12 protein-coding genes are annotated in these 16,792 nt (G+C 64.6%); 7 read left to right on the forward strand and 5 right to left on the reverse strand.

Going from position 1 to position 16,792, the window contains the following annotated elements; all coding sequences use genetic code 11:
* Positions 1 to 45 precede the first annotated feature (45 nt).
* Positions 46 to 858 carry a hypothetical protein gene (locus DZK26_RS02055; protein ID WP_116897246.1) on the forward strand — a complete coding sequence of 271 codons (813 nt, stop codon included), beginning with the start codon at positions 46 to 48 and terminating at the stop codon, positions 856 to 858.
* Positions 859 to 920: 62 nt separating this feature from the next.
* On the forward strand, positions 921 to 2,213 hold the full coding sequence (locus DZK26_RS02060) for an amidohydrolase family protein (protein WP_116897247.1): 1,293 nt from the start codon (positions 921 to 923) through the stop codon (positions 2,211 to 2,213).
* 256 nt (positions 2,214 to 2,469) lie between these two features.
* Here the strand turns inward: DZK26_RS02060 and DZK26_RS02065 are convergent, their stop codons facing one another.
* From DZK26_RS02065 to DZK26_RS02075, 3 genes are read right to left on the reverse strand one after another with little or no spacing between them, the layout of a single operon-like run.
* Positions 2,470 to 3,585 carry a lipocalin-like domain-containing protein gene (locus DZK26_RS02065; protein ID WP_116897248.1) on the reverse strand — a complete coding sequence of 372 codons (1,116 nt, stop codon included), beginning with the start codon at positions 3,583 to 3,585 and terminating at the stop codon, positions 2,470 to 2,472.
* Positions 3,585 to 6,014 carry an FtsX-like permease family protein gene (locus DZK26_RS02070; RefSeq protein WP_116897249.1) on the reverse strand — a complete coding sequence of 810 codons (2,430 nt, stop codon included), beginning with the start codon at positions 6,012 to 6,014 and terminating at the stop codon, positions 3,585 to 3,587. The genes DZK26_RS02065 and DZK26_RS02070 overlap by 1 nt, the downstream gene beginning before the upstream one ends.
* The gene (locus tag DZK26_RS02075; RefSeq protein WP_116897250.1) at positions 6,014 to 6,706 is read right to left on the reverse strand and encodes an ABC transporter ATP-binding protein; all 693 of its coding nucleotides are present in this window, start codon (positions 6,704 to 6,706) and stop codon (positions 6,014 to 6,016) included. Before DZK26_RS02075 ends, DZK26_RS02070 begins: the two co-directional genes overlap by 1 nt.
* Before the next feature lie 315 nt (positions 6,707 to 7,021).
* Here DZK26_RS02075 and panD point away from each other — a divergent pair, with 315 nt between their 5' ends.
* Both panD and DZK26_RS02085 read left to right on the forward strand, forming a co-directional pair.
* Positions 7,022 to 7,402, forward strand: coding sequence for an aspartate 1-decarboxylase (gene panD, locus DZK26_RS02080; protein ID WP_116897251.1), 381 nt, complete (start codon positions 7,022 to 7,024; stop codon positions 7,400 to 7,402).
* A 22-nt stretch (positions 7,403 to 7,424) separates the two neighbouring features.
* Positions 7,425 to 8,849: a glucose-6-phosphate isomerase gene (locus DZK26_RS02085; protein ID WP_116897252.1), complete on the forward strand. Its 1,425-nt coding sequence runs from the start codon at positions 7,425 to 7,427 to the stop codon at positions 8,847 to 8,849.
* Positions 8,850 to 8,869: 20 nt separating this feature from the next.
* Here DZK26_RS02085 and DZK26_RS02090 read toward each other — a convergent pair whose 3' ends face one another.
* Positions 8,870 to 9,463 carry a hypothetical protein gene (locus DZK26_RS02090; RefSeq protein WP_116897253.1) on the reverse strand — a complete coding sequence of 198 codons (594 nt, stop codon included), beginning with the start codon at positions 9,461 to 9,463 and terminating at the stop codon, positions 8,870 to 8,872.
* A 104-nt stretch (positions 9,464 to 9,567) separates the two neighbouring features.
* Here DZK26_RS02090 and DZK26_RS02095 point away from each other — a divergent pair, with 104 nt between their 5' ends.
* The 3 genes from DZK26_RS02095 to DZK26_RS02105 all read left to right on the forward strand — a co-directional run bounded on the left by DZK26_RS02095 (position 9,568) and on the right by DZK26_RS02105 (position 14,627).
* On the forward strand, positions 9,568 to 10,974 hold the full coding sequence (locus tag DZK26_RS02095) for an MATE family efflux transporter (protein WP_220337021.1): 1,407 nt from the start codon (positions 9,568 to 9,570) through the stop codon (positions 10,972 to 10,974).
* 269 nt (positions 10,975 to 11,243) lie between these two features.
* Positions 11,244 to 13,079, forward strand: coding sequence for a signal peptide peptidase SppA (sppA, locus tag DZK26_RS02100; RefSeq protein ID WP_181935605.1), 1,836 nt, complete (start codon positions 11,244 to 11,246; stop codon positions 13,077 to 13,079).
* Between the two features lie 129 nt (positions 13,080 to 13,208).
* Positions 13,209 to 14,627 (forward strand): sodium:alanine symporter family protein, encoded by a 1,419-nt coding sequence (locus DZK26_RS02105; protein WP_116897256.1) that lies wholly within the window; start codon positions 13,209 to 13,211, stop codon positions 14,625 to 14,627.
* 16 nt (positions 14,628 to 14,643) lie between these two features.
* Here DZK26_RS02105 and mnmG read toward each other — a convergent pair whose 3' ends face one another.
* Positions 14,644 to 16,524 (reverse strand): tRNA uridine-5-carboxymethylaminomethyl(34) synthesis enzyme MnmG, encoded by a 1,881-nt coding sequence (mnmG, locus tag DZK26_RS02110; RefSeq protein ID WP_116897257.1) that lies wholly within the window; start codon positions 16,522 to 16,524, stop codon positions 14,644 to 14,646.
* Positions 16,525 to 16,792: the final 268 nt, after the last annotated feature.

Consider the following 16,792-nt stretch of genomic DNA (forward strand, 5'->3'; position numbering starts at 1 on the left):
CGTTCGGGCTGGCGCGGGCTGGTCGATTCGTGTTATCAAAGTCGCATGACCATCCTGATCGTTCTCATCGGCCTGTTGCTGAGCCACGCTTTCACGGCCGTCGGCCGCTGGCGTAGTTTCGACTGGCTGCTCTGGCCGACCGGGGCGCTCAGAGAGCGTTTTCCCTCTCAGGCCTGGCTGGCGCTTGCCGCCGTCTTCCTCACCGCCTTGCTGGCCGCCTGGCTGGCCACCGCTATCGCCATGCTTCTGTTGGGCGGATTCGGGTGGGCATTGCTGGCCCTGGCGACCTTTGTCTACACGCTGGGCCCGCGCGATCTCGATCGCGATGTTCATTTATTGCTGGAGGAAGCGGATCACGCCGATGGGCGCGATGCCGCACAGGCGCTGGGCCTGGACGGCGACGCCTCTCCTTCGGCGGCGGGTGCATTGGTGGTTCATGGCGCGCGCACGCGATGGTTCGCCATCCTGTTCTGGTTCACCCTGCTGGGCATTCCTGGTGCTCTGCTCTATCGCCTGTGCCAGAAAGCCATGCAGATCCATGATCTCTCCGCCGAGGAACTGGACTGGCTGGCCCGCCTGCGCTGGATTCTCGAGTGGCCGGTGCTGGTGCTGATGACGCTGGCGCTCGGTCTCGTGACCGATCTCGACCGCGTCGCCCAGGCCTGGAAGCACTACCATCGCGACCGGGCCTGGTGGATCTTCTCGCCGCGCCTGATCGACGAAGTCATGGCCGAGGTGCTGAGCGACGCCGAAACGCGCGAGGCGGGCCTCAAGCGTGGTCATCAACTCGCCTGGCGGATGTTGGTGCTGTGGTTGGTCGTATTGAGTCTGATGTTGATTGCGGGATGGATTGTTTGACGTGAGTGACAAGTGTGAAGTGTTAAGTGTGAAGTGTGAAGTGACTTTTGGAGGATAGTGTTTTGAATCGATTGCTGGTCTTCGTGGGGTTGGTGGCTATTTCTGGAGCAGCGCTCGGGGAAACCTGGGTTCGTTGTGGTGGCGTGGTCGATGTCGAGGCGGGTGAGCGGCTCGGGGCGCATACCGTGGTGGTTGCCGACGGTAAGGTTTCCGAGCTGCGCTCCGGGCATCCCGAATGGGGCGAAGGTGTCGAGCAGGTGGATCTGTCTTCATTGACTTGCATGCCCGGACTGATGGACATGCATACCCATCTGACGTCCCAGTCGAGTCGTTCTTCCTATATCGAGCGGTTTACCCTCAACGAAGCCGATGTGGCTCTGCGTGGCGCAGACTATGCCCGCAAGACCCTCGAAGCCGGCTTCACCACCGTTCGCGACCTGGGTGATTCCTTCAATGCCTCGATTGCCCTTCGCGACGCTATCAATGCCGATCGCATTCCGGGCCCGCGCATTTTCACCTCCGCCAAGTCGCTTGCGACCACGGGTGGCCACGCCGATCCCACCAACGGCTGGCGTCGTGATCTGGCCGGCGACCCCGGCCCGCGCGAGGGCGTGCTCAACGGCGTGGCCGAGGCGAGGGCGGCCGTGCGACAGCGCTACAAGGACGGCGCCGATTTGATCAAGGTCACCGCCACCGGCGGCGTGCTCAGCGTGGCCAGCAGCGGCGAGAACGCGCAGTTCAGGATGGACGAACTCGAAGCGGTCATCGAAACCGCGGCCGATTATGGCTTTCACGTGGCCGCCCATACCCACGGTGCCGAGGGCATGAAGCGCGCGGTCGAGGCCGGCATTCATTCCATCGAGCACGGCACCTACATGACCGACGAGATCATGGGGTTGATGATCGAAAAGGGCACCTGGTACGTGCCCACCATTTCGGCCGGCAAGTTCGTGGCCGAAAAGGCCGAGGAGGAAGGCTACTTTCCGCCGGTGGTGGCCGAGAAGGCAAGCCGTATCGGTCCGGTCATCCAGGAAACTTTCTCTCGTGCGCACACCGCCGGTGTACCCATCGCCTTTGGCACCGACTGCGGCGTGTGTCCCCACGGAACCAACGCGCGCGAATTCGGCTACATGGTCGAAGCCGGCATGAGCCCGGCGGATGCGCTTCGGTCGTCCACCATCCATGCCGCCGAACTGCTCGGCCGCGAAGACGAACTGGGCCGACTGCAGTCCGGTTACGCCGCCGACTTGATCGCGGTGGACGGCAACCCGCTAGAGGATGTGGATGTCCTCAACGACGTCCGCTTCGTCATGCGCGACGGGCGGATCTTCGTAGACGGTTCGGCGGGCGATTGAGCGTTGTAGTAGCTAAAAACCTGAAACCTTTGAAACGCAAAGACGCTAAGCAGCAAAGAACGCAAAGAAAAGAAAACATAAAACCACGGAAGGCACGGAAAACACGGAAACTGCAACAAGACAATCTGCTTGATATGTTCCTGGTTTTATTTCCGTGTCTTCCGTGTCTTCCGTGGTTATTGATTTTTAGTTTTGTGTTCTTCTTTGCGTATCTTTGCTGCTTAGCGTCTTTGCGTTTTAAAGATTTTGTACGAATCTATTCCGCATAGCCGCTGAGTTCGAGGTAGCCCCGCCCCATCGACTTGTCCGTCTGGGCATCGCGCACGCCCACCGCTCCTTCCCAGTAGCTGACCGCGCCTGACCAGCGTTGCTCGTCGAAGCGCGCCTCGACCGCCAGGTTCAAGTCTTCGGAGGGCACCTCGACGCGCCAGGCAACCGGCCATTGGTGGCCTTCGGAATCCTGCCAATCGCGCTGGGGTGTCGCCGTAAAATCCCCGCGGCCGAGCGTGCGCGAGTCGCCGTCGGGGTAGACGACCTTGCCGGCGGAAAAGCGCGAGGCCTCGCCGTCTTCGGTGCGCAGGCGGTAGACCATGAGATCGCGTCCGTCGTCGAGCTGCAGCGAAAACCAGTCCCAACCGGCAAGATTGCCGGCGAGCTGACTCGATCCCCACTCGCGGTCGAGCCAGGCCAGGCCGTCGACCGGAATGGTTTCACCATCCACCTGGATGGCGCCTTTGGTTTTCAGGCGGGTGATCGAGTAGTAGTGCGAGGCATTGCCCGCTTGCGGTCCCTTCTGGCTGTACCCGCGATCGCCCTGTCTCACGACCTCCCGGATGGGTTCCATGGCGAGGTCTAGGCCGAAGGAATCCGTGCCGGCTTCAAGCTGGAATCCCGTTTCGTTGCGTGTGACCTGCCAGTCGCGTAGCCACCAGCGCTTCTCGGTGGCGCCGGCCAGGTCGAGCGCGCCCCGGGCGAATCGCTCGGCCTGGTGGAAAATGCCCTGGTCGGCATCGCTGAGCGCCAGGTGGGCCATCCAGACGGCATCGGCTGTCCAGGCCGAGTCCGGTCGCGGACCCGCGTCGAGCTCGAAGCGGAAAAGCGTGAACTGAAAGCCCCAGGCGTCGCCGTCGGGCCCATCGAGATTGCCGGTGAAATACCACCATTCGTTGCGATAGCCGGGGTGGGCGGCGTGGTCGGCGGGAAACTCGAACGGCCTCGGCCCGGTCACCTGCCGGAACGACTCCGGGGCATCGTTGAGCAGGTTGCTGGTGTTCAGCCGGCCATCCCGCGCCGGCTCGGGGCGTGTCTGCCAGGCCAGCCAGGCGACCAGGGCCAGGGCAATGGTGGTGAGAATCAACAGGTCGCGTCGCATCACTCGCCCTTCAGTTCTGGTGCGGGATCGCGCCGGCCGATGCGCCAGGCGGGATAAATTCCGGCCACCAGGCCGCTGATGACGGCCAGCGGCAGCATGATCGCCAGGGGCGTCAGCGGCCAGCTCAGGGGCAAGCTCCAGCCGAAGGCGCGCGGCTGGATGACCAGTGACAGGCCCAGGTGGATGGCAATCGCCAAGGGCACGGCTACGAGGGCGGCCGCCAGAGCCAGGCCAGCGGTCTGGCAGACCACCAGGGCGTGGAGCCGGCCGCGGGTCAGGCCCAGCGCCCGCAGCGTGGCATAGTCGCGCCGGCGCTCCAGGCCCAGGGCGAGCAGGGCGCTGACCAGGGCGATGACGGCAATGATGGCCACCAGCGCGGCCAGGGCCCAGGAAATGCGGAAAGTCCGGTCGAAAACCGCCAGCGTTGTCTCTCGCACGGATTCCCGGCGCGTGAGCTGCAGATCGGCGTCGATGGCGCGCAGGCGTTCGGCCAGTGCCTGCTCGTCGAAATCGTTTTCGGCGTAGTAGAGGCCGAGACTGTCGCGCAAGGGGTCGTCGTAGAGTTCGCGGTAGAGGGGCGCGTGCATGGCGATGCTGCCGCGCTCGCTGGCGTAGTCCCGGTATATGGCGGCCACCGGGAAATGCCGCACGCCTTCGGGCGTTTCCAGGCGCACTTCATCGCCCACCTCGAGCTGGTCTCGCCGGGCCAGCGGCTCGGAGACGACGACCACTTCCCCGGCGCGAAACGCATCGTATGCCGCGTGTCCCTCACCGGCAAGCCACTCGAATCCCGCCCATGCCCTCGACGGCAAGTCGTAGGCCACCAGCTGGCGGCCGTCGCCGACGGTCACGCGCCGGGCACTGGAGATGGTTTCGATGCCCGGCAAGTTGGCGATGCGTTCGCTGGTGGCGTCGTCGACGCCGGACTGGGTGGTAGAAACGTAGCTGTCGGCCTGAAGCAGCCGGTCGATCCAGTCATCGACGGCAGCACGGAACCCGAGCACCATCATCGCCAGCCCGGCGGCCAGCGCCAGGGCCAGGCTCAGGGCCGCAAGGGCAGGCCGTATGCGCGCCTGTCCGGCCAGCAGCAGGGCCAGCGCCCGCGCCGGCAGGCGATTCGGTGCAATGCGACGAAGTAGCGACAGTATCCGGATGCCCAGCTCCGGCGCCAGCAGCGCGAAGCCGCCCAGGGCCAGGAACAGGGCGAGGAAGGCAAACGGCAGATTCGAGCTGGCCAGCACGATACCCAAGGCCAGCGCCATTAATATGAATGCAACCGCAACGGCCACAAGCCGGGGTCCGCCGTCGGTCGACGGCGGGCGCAGCATCGCACCGGGCGGGATGCGGCGTGCTTCGCGCATCAGGCCCGTGACGGCGAGCAACGCCGCACCCACGGCGATCAGCCAAAGCGTCACGTACAGTCCTGCGGTCGGCTGGACGCCGGCCGGCGCCAGAAGCCCGTAAAGTTCGGCGACCGGCATTCGCACCAGTCCGATCAGGCTGTCAGCCAGCAGCGTGCCTCCGACCAGACCGATCAGGGCGCCGAGACCGGCCACGATCGCGGTTTCGGTCAGAAGCAGGGCGGTGATGCGGTTGCCGGTCACGCCCACGGCGCGCAACAGGGCCAGGCTGCGGTGTCGCTGGACCAGCAGAAACGACAGGACGCTGAAGATCACGAACAGGCCCACGGTCAGGCTGATCAGCCCCATGGCCGTGAGGTTGGCGCGCATGCCCTCGGTCAATCGGGCCGCGGCATCGCGGCGCTCGGCCGCCGTCCCGAGATCGAGCGAATCGGGCAGCCGTTCTTGCAGCCAGCCGCGCGCGGAGGCCGGTGCGTCGATCCAGCTCAATTCACCCTGGCGACCCATGAGATCCTGCAGGGCGGCGATGTCCATGAGCAGACGATCGTCCAGGTTGTGACCTGCCGGCACCGGACCGACCAGGTCGAGTTCGAGGGTCCGCTCGCCCAATCCCACCGACAGGGTATCGCCCGGTGATCGATCGAGCCGTTCCAGGGTGGCGGCGTTGGCGGCCGCGGCGGCGGGCGATTCAAGCAACGCCCCGAGTATTGCCGGCGGCAGCAGCCCGCGGGTTCCGCCCGAGAAGGGATCGATGCCCAGCAGTTCGAGACGCTGTTGATCGAAACGGACGCGCTGGCGAAGCACGGGCGTGAGCGCCGGTGCCCCGGGTGTTCGGGCCAGTTCGGCGAACAGGGTTTCATCGAGTGGTTCACCGGGGCTGGTCACACGCACGCTGCCGGGGCCGGCCAGGGCCTGTGCCGCGCCGTCGAGCGAGTCGATCAGCACATCGCGCATCAGGGCAACACCGGTCATCACGGCCACACCGGCGGCCATACCCGCCAGTGCCAGCATGAACTGGCCGGGATGGCGCCGGAAAAAACGTCGGGAGGACTGAATCAGCAGGCGCATCAGGATCCGTGCAGGCGGCCGCCGCGCAACTGAAGTTGCCGGTCGCAGATGGCTGCGGCCTGCGGGTTGTGGGTGACCAGGACCAGGGCGCAGCCGCTGTCGGCCGTGACCCGGTCGAACAGGGCCAGCACACGTTCGGCGCTGGCCTCGTCGAGGCTGCCGGTGGGCTCGTCGGCCAGCAGCACTTCCGGCCGGTGGATGAGGGCACGGGCAATCGCCACGCGTTGTTTTTCCCCGCCCGAAAGCTGGTCGGGCAAACGCTCCAGCAAGTCGGCTATGCCCAGCGTTTCCGAAAGTTCCTTGATTTCCCCACCTGTACTGTCGAGGCCGTTGAGCCACAGCGGCAGGGCGATGTTCTCGCGCACGTTCAGGGAATCGATGAGATTGAAGTCCTGGAAGACCAGACCGACGTGGCGGGCCCGGAAGCGAGTCAGCTCGGGTTCGGCGATGGCGTCGAGCGGTTCATCCAGCAATCGGACGCGGCCGTCGTCGGGCCGGTCCATGCCGGCGGCCAGGTTGAGCAGCGTGGACTTGCCGGACCCGGAGGCACCCATCACCGCAACGCGCTCACCCCCTTCCACCTGGAAATCGAGTCCTTCGAGCACCGTGACAACCCGCTCGCCGTCGCTGAAGCGGCGGGTGACGCCCTCGAGGGCGAGTGCCGGGGGCGGTGACGGGCTGGTTTCGTTCATTGACAGGTTTCTCAACGACAAGCTGGAAGGGCATTATGGAAGAAAAGGCGTCAACGCCGCAGGAACTTTTCAGGCGCTGGTCCCTCAAAAGAATCGTGCTCTGCAAGACTGTGCGACATGTCACTTTTCTTGGCATTCCTGCATAAGCTGTGGTAGACTTACCACCAACCTTGGCAAAACCGCAACGGTTCAACTAAGGTCGCAGGGCGCGAAGCGAGGTACATCACTCCGACATCCGTTGCCCCTCCCTCGACCAGGGGAGGGGTTTTTTTTGGATGACAGACAGCTAATCCGACTGGATCGGGGGTCATCGACATGCAGCTTACGATGTTGAAAGGCAAGATTCACCGCGCGACCGTCACCCGGGTGGAACGGGACTACGAAGGTTCCTGCGCGATCGACGAGAACCTTCTCGAGGCCGCAGGAATTTTCGAGCACGAACAAGTACATATCTACAATATCACCAGCGGTGAGCGTTTCGTGACTTACGCCATTCGCGGCGAACGCGGCAGCGGTGTCGTCTCGGTCAACGGGGCGGCGGCGCACAAGGCGGACGCCGGTGATCTGGTCATCATCGCCGCCTACGCACGCATGAGCGAGGCCGAAGCGGCGGAGCTTCAGCCTCGCCTGGTCTATCCCGACGCCGACAACCGCATTGCGCGCACGGCCGGCCGGGTTCCCGTGCAGGCCGCCTGACTTCGAACGGGGTAGCAGAGTGTTGCACAAAAACAACATTCCGCTCGTCTCCGAACTGATGGCCGCCGATGGTGATCGCACGCGCGATTTTGTGTGCACCGGCGGTGGCTGGAACCTGGATTATTCCCGCATTCCCCTCTCCCGGGATGGCCTGTCGGCCCTGGCCGCACTTCCGGCCGAATGGGCGCTGTCGACAGCCGTCGAGCGGTTGTTTGCCGGGCAGGTCGTCAATCCCAGCGAAAATCAGCCAGCCCTGCACATGGCCCTGCGTTCCTCAGAGCCCTTCGATGGTCTGGATGCGGATTCCGCGGCAGAAGTCATCGACCAGCGCGAGCGATTCCTGGCCGTGGCCGGCCGCCTGCATGCGGGCGAGACGGGTTTGACCGACCTGCTGCATGTGGGTATCGGCGGCTCCGACCTGGGACCCAGGCTTGTGGCCGACGCTCTGGATACGGATGACGGGGCCGTGCGCGTTCACTGGCTGTCGACGCTCGACGGCCGGCGCTTCGAGCGTCTGTGTCGGCGGCTCGATCCGGCCACTACCGGTCTGGTAATCGCGTCGAAGTCGTTTTCCACCGAGGAGACCCTGCTGCAGGCCCAGGCGGCCCGTGACTGGCTCGGTTCGGACTGGGCCGGGCGAAGCTGGGCGGCCACCGCCAATGTCGATCGTGCGCGGGAATTCGGGCTCGACGATGCGCATATCCTGCCGTTTCCGTCCTGGACCGGCGGCCGCTTCTCCTTGTGGTCCTCGGTCGGCGTGAGTGCCGCGGCGGTCATCGGAGTCGAGCGCTTCCGTGCACTGCTGGCCGGCGCCGAGACGGCGGATAGCGACTTTCGCCGGCAACCCGACGTGAATGGGCTGGCCGTTGTCTTCGGTCTGCTGGTCCACTACCTGCGCCGCGAACTCGACTGCGACACCCTGGGCATCGTCAGCTATGAGCCGCGCCTGGCCCTGCTGGCCGACTTCATGCAGCAACTGTTCATGGAAAGCCTGGGCAAGGGCGTGAATCTCGACGGCAAGCCGATCGACGAGCCGACGGTGCCGCTGATCTTCGGCGGCCGGGGAACCGACCTGCAGCACTCTATCTTCCAGGCCCTGCATCAGGGGCTGGACACGCATCCGTTGATCCTGGTCGGCGCCCGTGAAGCCGATCACGACCATCCGGACTGGCAGCGCCGCCAGCTCGCCCACCTGTACGCCCAGGCCAGCGCGTTTGCCAACGGCCGCAGCGACGGCGAAGCACACCAGAACATGCCCGGCAATCGGCCGGTCGCCACCTTGCTGGTCGACCAACTCGATGCCGGCCATCTCGGCTGGCTGCTGGCCACTCTCGAACATGCCGTCTACACCCTGTCGGTCATCTGGCACATCAACGCCTTCGATCAGTGGGGCGTGGAAGAAGGCAAGCGCCTGGCCAGGGAGATTCGGCGGCAGCTCGATTCCTGAGTGGCGGGGCACACTCGCGGTCAGTCCGCGCCCTCTCCCGCGCGATCGATGCTGGAGATCGGAATGGTGATGATCGGCAGGCCGAGTGCGTCGGTTCGTGTGCGCGATTGCAGTATGGCGCCGCGGCGTTCGGTTCCGGTGGGTCCGATGAAGTAGTACATCTCGGCCACGCCGTGAAACTGCTGAAGCGTGACCAGGTTGACCTGGGTGCTTTCGTCGACGCCCGGCATGAATCCGATGGGGATGTAGAACCCCTTCTGGTCCTGATCGGTGCCCAGCGCGGTGTAGAAGACCTGGAGCTCGATGTCCGCTTTATCGGCGTCATCCACTACGTCGATGTCGTAGCGCCGGGTCAGCTCGACGCCCAGGCGTTCGTCCGCGTATTGCTTTACGCCCGTGTATTCCGGAAAGTGACTAACGACGTGAACCCGTCTGCCGGCGTAGGGTGAGAAGTCGTCCGCTGGCAGGGCGCGGACCAGGTCGTCGATGCTGTGCGTGAGCAGTTGCTGGGCGGTGGCGCCGGCCAGTGAATCCTGAACCTCGCGCGTCGAGCAGGCCGTCAGCGTCACGAGGGCGAGGCAGAAAATGATCGGGCGCAGTCCGATGATCGGCATGAATTCACTCCTGCGGAAATCGTCGGCCAGACAACAGCCAGAAAAACAGAGTAACAGCCGCGTGTTAAAGAACCGGCTTGCGCGCGCTGGCACGGCCGCGGACAATGCCGTTTCTCCAACGTTTCTGCGTCCACGACCGCATGTCCGCCAGCGCGCACGCTCCCGACCTGCCCGCCGAAATACGGCGTACGCTGCTGCTCGCCGGCCCGCTGATCGTCGGCCAGGTGACCAGCTATGCCATGACTTTCGTCGACACCGTGATGGCGGGTCGGTTGGGCGCGCTCGATCTGGGAGCGGTGGCTATCGGGTCGTCGATCTGGGCGGCGGGCATGGTGTTCGTCGTGGGGATGATGATGGCGGTTTCGGCCGCCGTGTCGCAGCTCGACGGGGCCGGCCGGCGCGGACAGGCGGGTGAGCTGACGCGCCAGGCCTTGTGGTTGGCCCTGTTCATTTCGGCGGTATTTTTCGTGCTGATGCGCCGCGGCGACTGGGTGATGGGCGTCATCGGGGTCGAGCCCGATGTCGCCGCGCTGGCCCATCGCTACCTGCTGGCGATCAGTTGGGGCATGCCGGCACTGGCCGGGATGTTCGTGCTGCGATTCTTTTCCGAAGGCACCGGCCACACCTGCCCGACGATGTACATCGGCGTGATGGGCATTCTGTTCAACGTGCCGCTCAACTATGTGCTGATGTTCGGCAAGCTGGGTTTTCCCGCCCTGGGTGCGGAGGGTTGTGGCTGGGCCACGGCCGTTGTGTTGTGGCTGCAGCTGTTCATGATGGCCGGTTGGGTGCAGTGGCGTCCCTACTACCGACCGTTCGACGTATTCGGGCGCTTCAGCGGGCCGGACTGGCGGGAACTGCGCGGTTTGCTGGTGCTCGGCCTGCCGATCGGCTTGATGGTTTTCCTGGAGGCCAGCCTGTTCATCGCCAGCGCGCTGGCCATCGGCACGCTGGGGACCCTGCCGGTGGCCGCCCACCAGGTGGCGATCAATTTCTCCGGGCTGATCTTCATGGTGCCGCTGGGCCTGTCGGGCGCCATCACGGTGCGCGTGGGTAACGCCGTCGGCAGGCGCGACCGCGCCGGGGCGCGCCGGGCGGGCCTGGTCGGCATCGGCATCGCACTGTCCATCGGCGCGCTGGCCTCGGTCACGATGGTGCTCTTTCCCGAGCTGATCGCGCGCCTCTACACGCCCGATCCCGAGGTGGTGGCCATGGCCGCCAGCCTGTTGTTCTTCGCCGCGGTGTTCCAGCTGGCCGACTGTCTGCAGGTGTCGGCCGCCGGCGCCCTGCGCGGGCTCAAGGACACGCACGTGCCCATGCTCTACAGCGTGCTCGCGTACTGGCTGATCGGCATGACCGTGGGCTGGTGGCTGACGTTTCGCCAGGACTGGGGCCCGGCGGGAATGTGGTGCGGCATCATCGCCGGGCTGACGGTAGCCGCCTTCCTGCTCGGCGGACGATTTTTGCGGATTACCGCTTCATGGGAGGAAATCAGGGAAGTGGCTTCGTGATTATGGCCTCGGGAGAAGTGCGCCGCTTAAATCCCAAATTCGAAGCACCAAGTACCAAACAAATTCGAATGTCCGAAATTCGAATGTTCAAACAGTCGAGGCGCCGCTGGATTGTCGACTGTGAGTGCCCTTGTGGGGTCGAGCGCAGTCGTGTGCAGAGTCTGTCAGTGACCAATGGCACATTGTGGGCGTCCACGCAGGCTGGGTAGAATGCAAGCCCATCTTTTCAGCGCAATAAACCTTCAATGACTTCGAATTCGAGACCCAACGTGCTCGTCCGGCTGTGGCTGGGCTTCTGGCGCGGCCTGACGGCCTTTCGCATGGCCGTGTTCAACATTCTCTTCCTGATCGTGCTGGCCCTGATCATCCGCGTGTTGTTCTTTTCCTCCGACGAAATCATGGTGGATTCGGACAGCACCCTGGTCATCGCTCCCGAGGGCACGGTCGTCGAAGAGTACACGGGCACACCGATGGAGCGGGCGATCGACGAGGCGTTGGGGCAGGAGCAGCTCGAGACCCGGTTGCGCGACATCCTGGCCGCGCTGGACTACGCGGCCGGCGATGATCGAATCGTGCAGGTCCTGGTTCGTACCGACAAGCTCTGGGCACTGCCGCCGGGCATGCAGACCGAACTGGCCGACGCCTTCGCGCGTTTCCGCGACTCGGGCAAGCAGGTTGTCGCCTACGGCGGAATGATGATGCAAAGCCAGTACATGCTGGCCTCCATGGCCGACGAGATCTGGCTCGACCGCGATGGATTGCTTTTGCTGGAAGGCTATGGCCGGTTCCGCCAGTATTACGCCGAGGGGCTCGACAAGCTCGAGGTCGACGTGAACCTCTTTCGTGTCGGCGAGTACAAGTCGGCCATGGAGCCGTTCATCCGCAACGACATGTCCGACGCCGACCGACGTGCGAGCGAACTCTGGCTCGGCGATCTCTGGCAGAGCTGGCTCGACCAGGTCGCGCGACATCGCGGGTTGCCGGTCGAGGTGTTGGTCGAGCTGACCGAGAATTACGCCGGTGCCGTCGAGGCCGCCGAAGGTAACCTTGCCGCGATGGCGCTCGATCGCGGCCTGGTCGATCGTCTGGTCACCCGGCCGGAATTGCGGGCCGAACTGGCCAATAGCGGTACCAGCGACCCGGAACACGGCTTCCGGCAGATCGATTTCCGGACCTACGCGAAGGCCGCGCGCCAGTGGCATCCGCGCGCCGATCGTGTCGCAGTCATCGTTGCCCAGGGCGCTATTGTCGAGGGCAACCAGCCTCCGGGCACGATCGGTTCGGAGTCGACTTCCCGCCTGATTCGCCGGGCGGCACAGGAAGATCGCATCAAGGCGGTTGTCCTGCGCATCGACTCCGGCGGGGGCAGCGCGTTCGCCTCGGAAGCCATTCGCAGCGAGCTGATGGCGCTGAAGGAGGCCGGCAAGCCGTTGGTCGTGAGCATGAGCAACGTCGCTGCCTCCGGCGGCTACTGGATTGCCATGGGCGCCGACGAGGTCTGGGCCTATCCAACCACGCTGACCGGGTCGATCGGTATTTTCGGCTTCTTCCCCACCTTCCAGGACACACTGGCCAAGATCGGTGTTCACACCGACGGCGTGGGCACCACGCCCTTGTCCGGTGCCCTGCGTTCCGACCGCGCGCTGCCTGATTCCGCCCGTACCCTGCTGCAGAGCTTCATCGAGCACGGCTACCGCGAATTCATCTCACTGGTGGCCGAGCACCGCCACATGGCGATCGATCAGGTCGACGAGGTCGCGCAGGGCCGCGTCTGGACCGGCACTCAGGCCCAGCGTCGCGGCCTCGTCGACCAGCTCGGCACGCTCGACGAGGCCGTTGCTTCGGCCGCGCGCAGCGCGGGTATCGGCGAGAAGTACGAGTTGGAATACGTCCAGCGAGAGCTCTCGCCCGTCGAGCAATTCTTCGTGGACATGGCCGGCGCCTCCATCCGCATGGCCGGTGTCGATGCCATGCGTGGTATCGGCTCCTGGCTGCCGGGCGATCTGGGCCGACGCATGCTCGACGATCTGAGGCTGGTATTCACGCAGGCCGAAGCGGGTCGACCCGGTGTGATGGCCCACTGCCTGTGCGAGGCGCCGCGCTGAGGTAGGGCTCCGGTGCCTGGCGTTTTCAATCCTTCGGTGCTTTGAGTATGATGGCGCAACCGTGCCGGCCGGCCGGAAACCCGTCCGGCCGGCACGGCGCTTTCATCAAACGGGGATGAACCACTAACCATGCTGGCAGCCGTTACTGACTTCCTGTGGACGTATGTCCTGGTCGCGGTACTGATCACCATCGGTGTGATCTTTACCGTCGCCTCGCGCTTCGTCCAGATACGCTACTTCTTCGAAATGTTCCGGGTGCTGGGCCAGGCATTCAAGCACCACCCCGGGCATGTCTCTTCATTCCAGGCGCTCACCTTGAGCGTCGCCGGCCGCGTCGGTGCCGGCAACGTCGCCGGCGTGGCCGTGGCGATTACGCTCGGCGGTCCCGGTGCGGTGTTCTGGATGTGGGTCGTCGGCCTGATCGGCATGGCCACGAGTTTCTTCGAGTGTTCACTGGCCCAGGCGTTCAAGGTTGCCGAGTTCAAGACCTCGACCTACCGCGGCGGGCCCGCCTACTACATGGAGCGGGGCCTGGGCAGCCGCAAGCTGGGCATGATCTTCACCCTGCTGCTGTTGTTCACCTTCGGCCTGGCTTTCGTCGCGCTGCAGTCTTTCACGGCCTCCTCGTCGCTCGAGGAAGCGTTCGACGTCCCGATGCACATCACCGGCATCGTCATGACCATCGTCGTCGGCCTGACGATCTTCGGGGGTGTGCAACGCATCTCGCGGGTGACCGAGATCATCGTCCCGGTCATGGCCGTCGCGTACGTGATCGTGGCGCTGGCGGTTGTTGGCATCAATTACGCGGAAGTGCCCGGTGTGCTCGCGCTGATCGTCAAGAGCGCCTTCGGCCTGGAAGAAGCGATCGGCGGCGGGATCGGCGCGGCCATCATGATGGGCGTGCGCCGCGGCCTGTTTTCCAATGAGGCCGGTCTGGGCAGCGCACCCAACGTCGCCGCCGTCGCGTTCGTGCCGCACCCGGTCAACCAGGGCATCGTCCAGTCCTTCAGCGTGTTCATCGACACCGCCATCATTTGTACCGCAACCGCGTTCATCATCCTGATTTCGGGCATTCACGAAACGAGCGCGGTCGATGACGGCGTCGTGCTGACCCAGCTCGCACTCCAGGATCATGTCGGCCCCTGGGGCCAGACCTTCGTCAGCGTGATCCTGACCCTGTTCGCCTTCAGTTCGATTCTCTACAACTTCTACCTGGGCGAGAACTCGTCGAGCTGGATGACGCCGGACAATCCGATCTTCTTCATCGTCTTCCGGCTGCTGATGCTGGTGCTGATCCTGTGGGGCTCGATGCAGGACCTGACCACGGTCTTCAGCTTTGCCGACCTGACCATGGCCCTGCTTGCCGTGTTCAACCTGGTGGCCCTGGCCTTGCTGATGAAGGTCGGTTTCCGCCTCATGAATGATTACGATCGGCAGTGGCGGGCCGGCAAGGTGCCGGTATTCGATCCCGATGATTTTCCGGACCTGAATATCGACCGGGAAGCCTGGAAGGACGCCGCCGACGCCGTCGATCGCGTCAGGAAGTAATTAGCGGTTCCACGTTTCAGGCCGCCGAGCGGTGGCGCTTGAGATAGACCAGTAGCTGCGAAATCGCCGCCGGCGTCATGCCGGGAATGCGGCTGGCCTGGTCGATGGTGTGCGGGCGGGTCTTTTCGAGTTTCTCGAGCAGTTCGGACGACAGGCCCTTGACCGTCTCGAAGTCGAAATCTTCGGGAATGGTCTGCCGGGCGGCACGGCGCTGGCGCTTGATTTCGGCATGCTGGCGATCGAGGTAGCCGGCGTACTGGATCTGGATGGCCACCTGTTCGGCCACGTCTTCGCCTTCGACGCCGGGGCCGATGCCGTCGACCTGCATCAGGGGTCGATAGTCGACTTCCGGGCGCCGCAGCAACTCCTCGGCGGTCACGTCCTTTTTGATATCGATGTCGAGCGCTTCACGCGTGCGTTGCGCCAGATCCGATTGCGCCGGGACGCGCAGGTCGGCCAGGCGCGTGCGCTCGGCCACGATGGCGTCGCGGCGGTGGCAAAAGTGATCCCAGCGTGCGTCGTCGACCAGGCCGAGTTCGCGGCCGGTTTCGGTCAGCCGCAGGTCGGCATTGTCCTCGCGCAGGTGCAGGCGGAATTCCGCCCGGCTGGTGAACATGCGATAGGGCTCGGGTGCGCCCTGCGTGATCAGGTCGTCGACCAGCACGCCGATATAGGCCTGGTCGCGACCCGGTGTCCAGGGGGATTCGCCGCGTGCCTGGCGGGCGGCGTTGAGCCCGGCGATCAGGCCCTGGGCGGCGGCTTCCTCGTAGCCGGTCGTGCCGTTGATCTGGCCGGCGTAGAAGAGCCCGGCCAGGTGCCGTGTTTCCAGGCTGGCCTTGAGTTCGCGCGGGTCGAAGAAGTCGTACTCGATGGCGTAGCCCGGACGCGTGATGTGCGCATTTTCCAGGCCGGGAACGGAACGGACCAGTTCGACCTGCACGTCGAAGGGCAGGCTCGTGGAAATGCCGTTTGGGTACCACTCGTTCAGCCCCAGCCCCTCGGGCTCGAGGAAGATCTGGTGCGAGTCCCTGTCGGCGAACCGCACGACCTTGTCCTCGATCGACGGACAGTAACGCGGGCCGGTGCCTTCGATGTGGCCGGCATACATGGGGGAGCGGTCGAGGTTGGCGCGGATCAGTTCGTGCGTGGCCTTGTTGGTCCGCGTGATGAAGCACGAGACCTGTTCCGGGTGCTTGCTGCGGTCGCCCAGGAAGGAAAAGACCGGCCGGTGTTCATCACCCCGTTGTTCTTCGAGCTGGCTGAAATCGATGCTGCGTCCGTCCAGGCGCGGCGGCGTGCCGGTCTTGAGTCGGCCGACGGTGAAGGGCAGTTCGCGCAGTCGTTCGGCCAGGGCGTTGGCCGGCGCGTCGCCGGCGCGTCCGCCGGCCAGGTTGGTCTCGCCGATGTGAATTCGCCCGCCCAGGAAGGTGCCGGTGGTCAGCACCACGGTCGGTGCGCTGAAGATCAGGCCCATGGCCGTGCGAACGCCGGTGACCCGGTCACCTTCGACCACCAGGTCGTCGACCGGCTGCTGGAACAGGGTCAGGTTTTCCTGCGCCTCGACGGCTTTCCGGATCGCGTTGCGGTAGAGCGTGCGGTCGGCCTGGCAGCGCGTGGCCCGAACGGCCGCGCCCTTGCGCGAGTTGAGCCGGCGCCACTGGATGCCGGCGGCGTCGGCCGCCTGGGCCATGATGCCGCCAAGCGCGTCGATTTCGCGCACCAAGTGTCCCTTGCCGATGCCGCCGATGGCGGGGTTGCAGCTCATCTGGCCGATCGTCTCGATCGAGTGGGTCACCAGCAGGGTGCGCGCACCCGTACGCGCCGCGGCCAGGGCGGCCTCGGTGCCGGCGTGACCGCCGCCGATGACGATCACATCAAAGATATCGGGGTAGCGCATGTTACTAATGTGTAATCCGCCAAGTGCGTGAAATTGCGTTTATTTTACCGGGAGCTGGAAAAATTCCAAATCCCAAGCACCAATTTACAAACAAATCCCAATGACGGAACTTTCAATGACCAAAACGAATCGGGGCGCCTCGAATGGCTGACGCCACACTTTGATCATTGAAACATTGGTGCTTGTTTGTAAATTGGTGCTTGTGATTTGGTGTTTCGACCACCGGCCAAAGCCGGATGGCCGAGCCCATCCGGCTTTGGCCGGTGGT

The organism is Wenzhouxiangella sp. 15190, from assembly GCF_003417465.1.
Lineage (GTDB): Bacteria > Pseudomonadota > Gammaproteobacteria > Xanthomonadales > Wenzhouxiangellaceae > Wenzhouxiangella.

Excerpts from the sequence above, each read along its gene's own strand:
- DZK26_RS02055 (WP_116897246.1), top strand. The coding sequence starts at position 46 with ATGACCATCCTGATCGTTCTCATCGGCCTGTTGCTGAGCCACGCTTTC.
- DZK26_RS02065 (WP_116897248.1), bottom strand. The coding sequence starts at position 3,585 with ATGCGACGCGACCTGTTGATTCTCACCACCATTGCCCTGGCCCTGGTC.
- DZK26_RS02070 (WP_116897249.1), bottom strand. The coding sequence starts at position 6,014 with ATGCGCCTGCTGATTCAGTCCTCCCGACGTTTTTTCCGGCGCCATCCC.
- DZK26_RS02075 (WP_116897250.1), bottom strand. The coding sequence starts at position 6,706 with ATGAACGAAACCAGCCCGTCACCGCCCCCGGCACTCGCCCTCGAGGGC.
- panD (WP_116897251.1), top strand. The coding sequence starts at position 7,022 with ATGCAGCTTACGATGTTGAAAGGCAAGATTCACCGCGCGACCGTCACC.
- DZK26_RS02090 (WP_116897253.1), bottom strand. The coding sequence starts at position 9,463 with ATGCCGATCATCGGACTGCGCCCGATCATTTTCTGCCTCGCCCTCGTG.
- DZK26_RS02095 (WP_220337021.1), top strand. The coding sequence starts at position 9,568 with ATGCCGTTTCTCCAACGTTTCTGCGTCCACGACCGCATGTCCGCCAGC.
- DZK26_RS02105 (WP_116897256.1), top strand. The coding sequence starts at position 13,209 with ATGCTGGCAGCCGTTACTGACTTCCTGTGGACGTATGTCCTGGTCGCG.
- mnmG (WP_116897257.1), bottom strand. The coding sequence starts at position 16,524 with ATGCGCTACCCCGATATCTTTGATGTGATCGTCATCGGCGGCGGTCAC.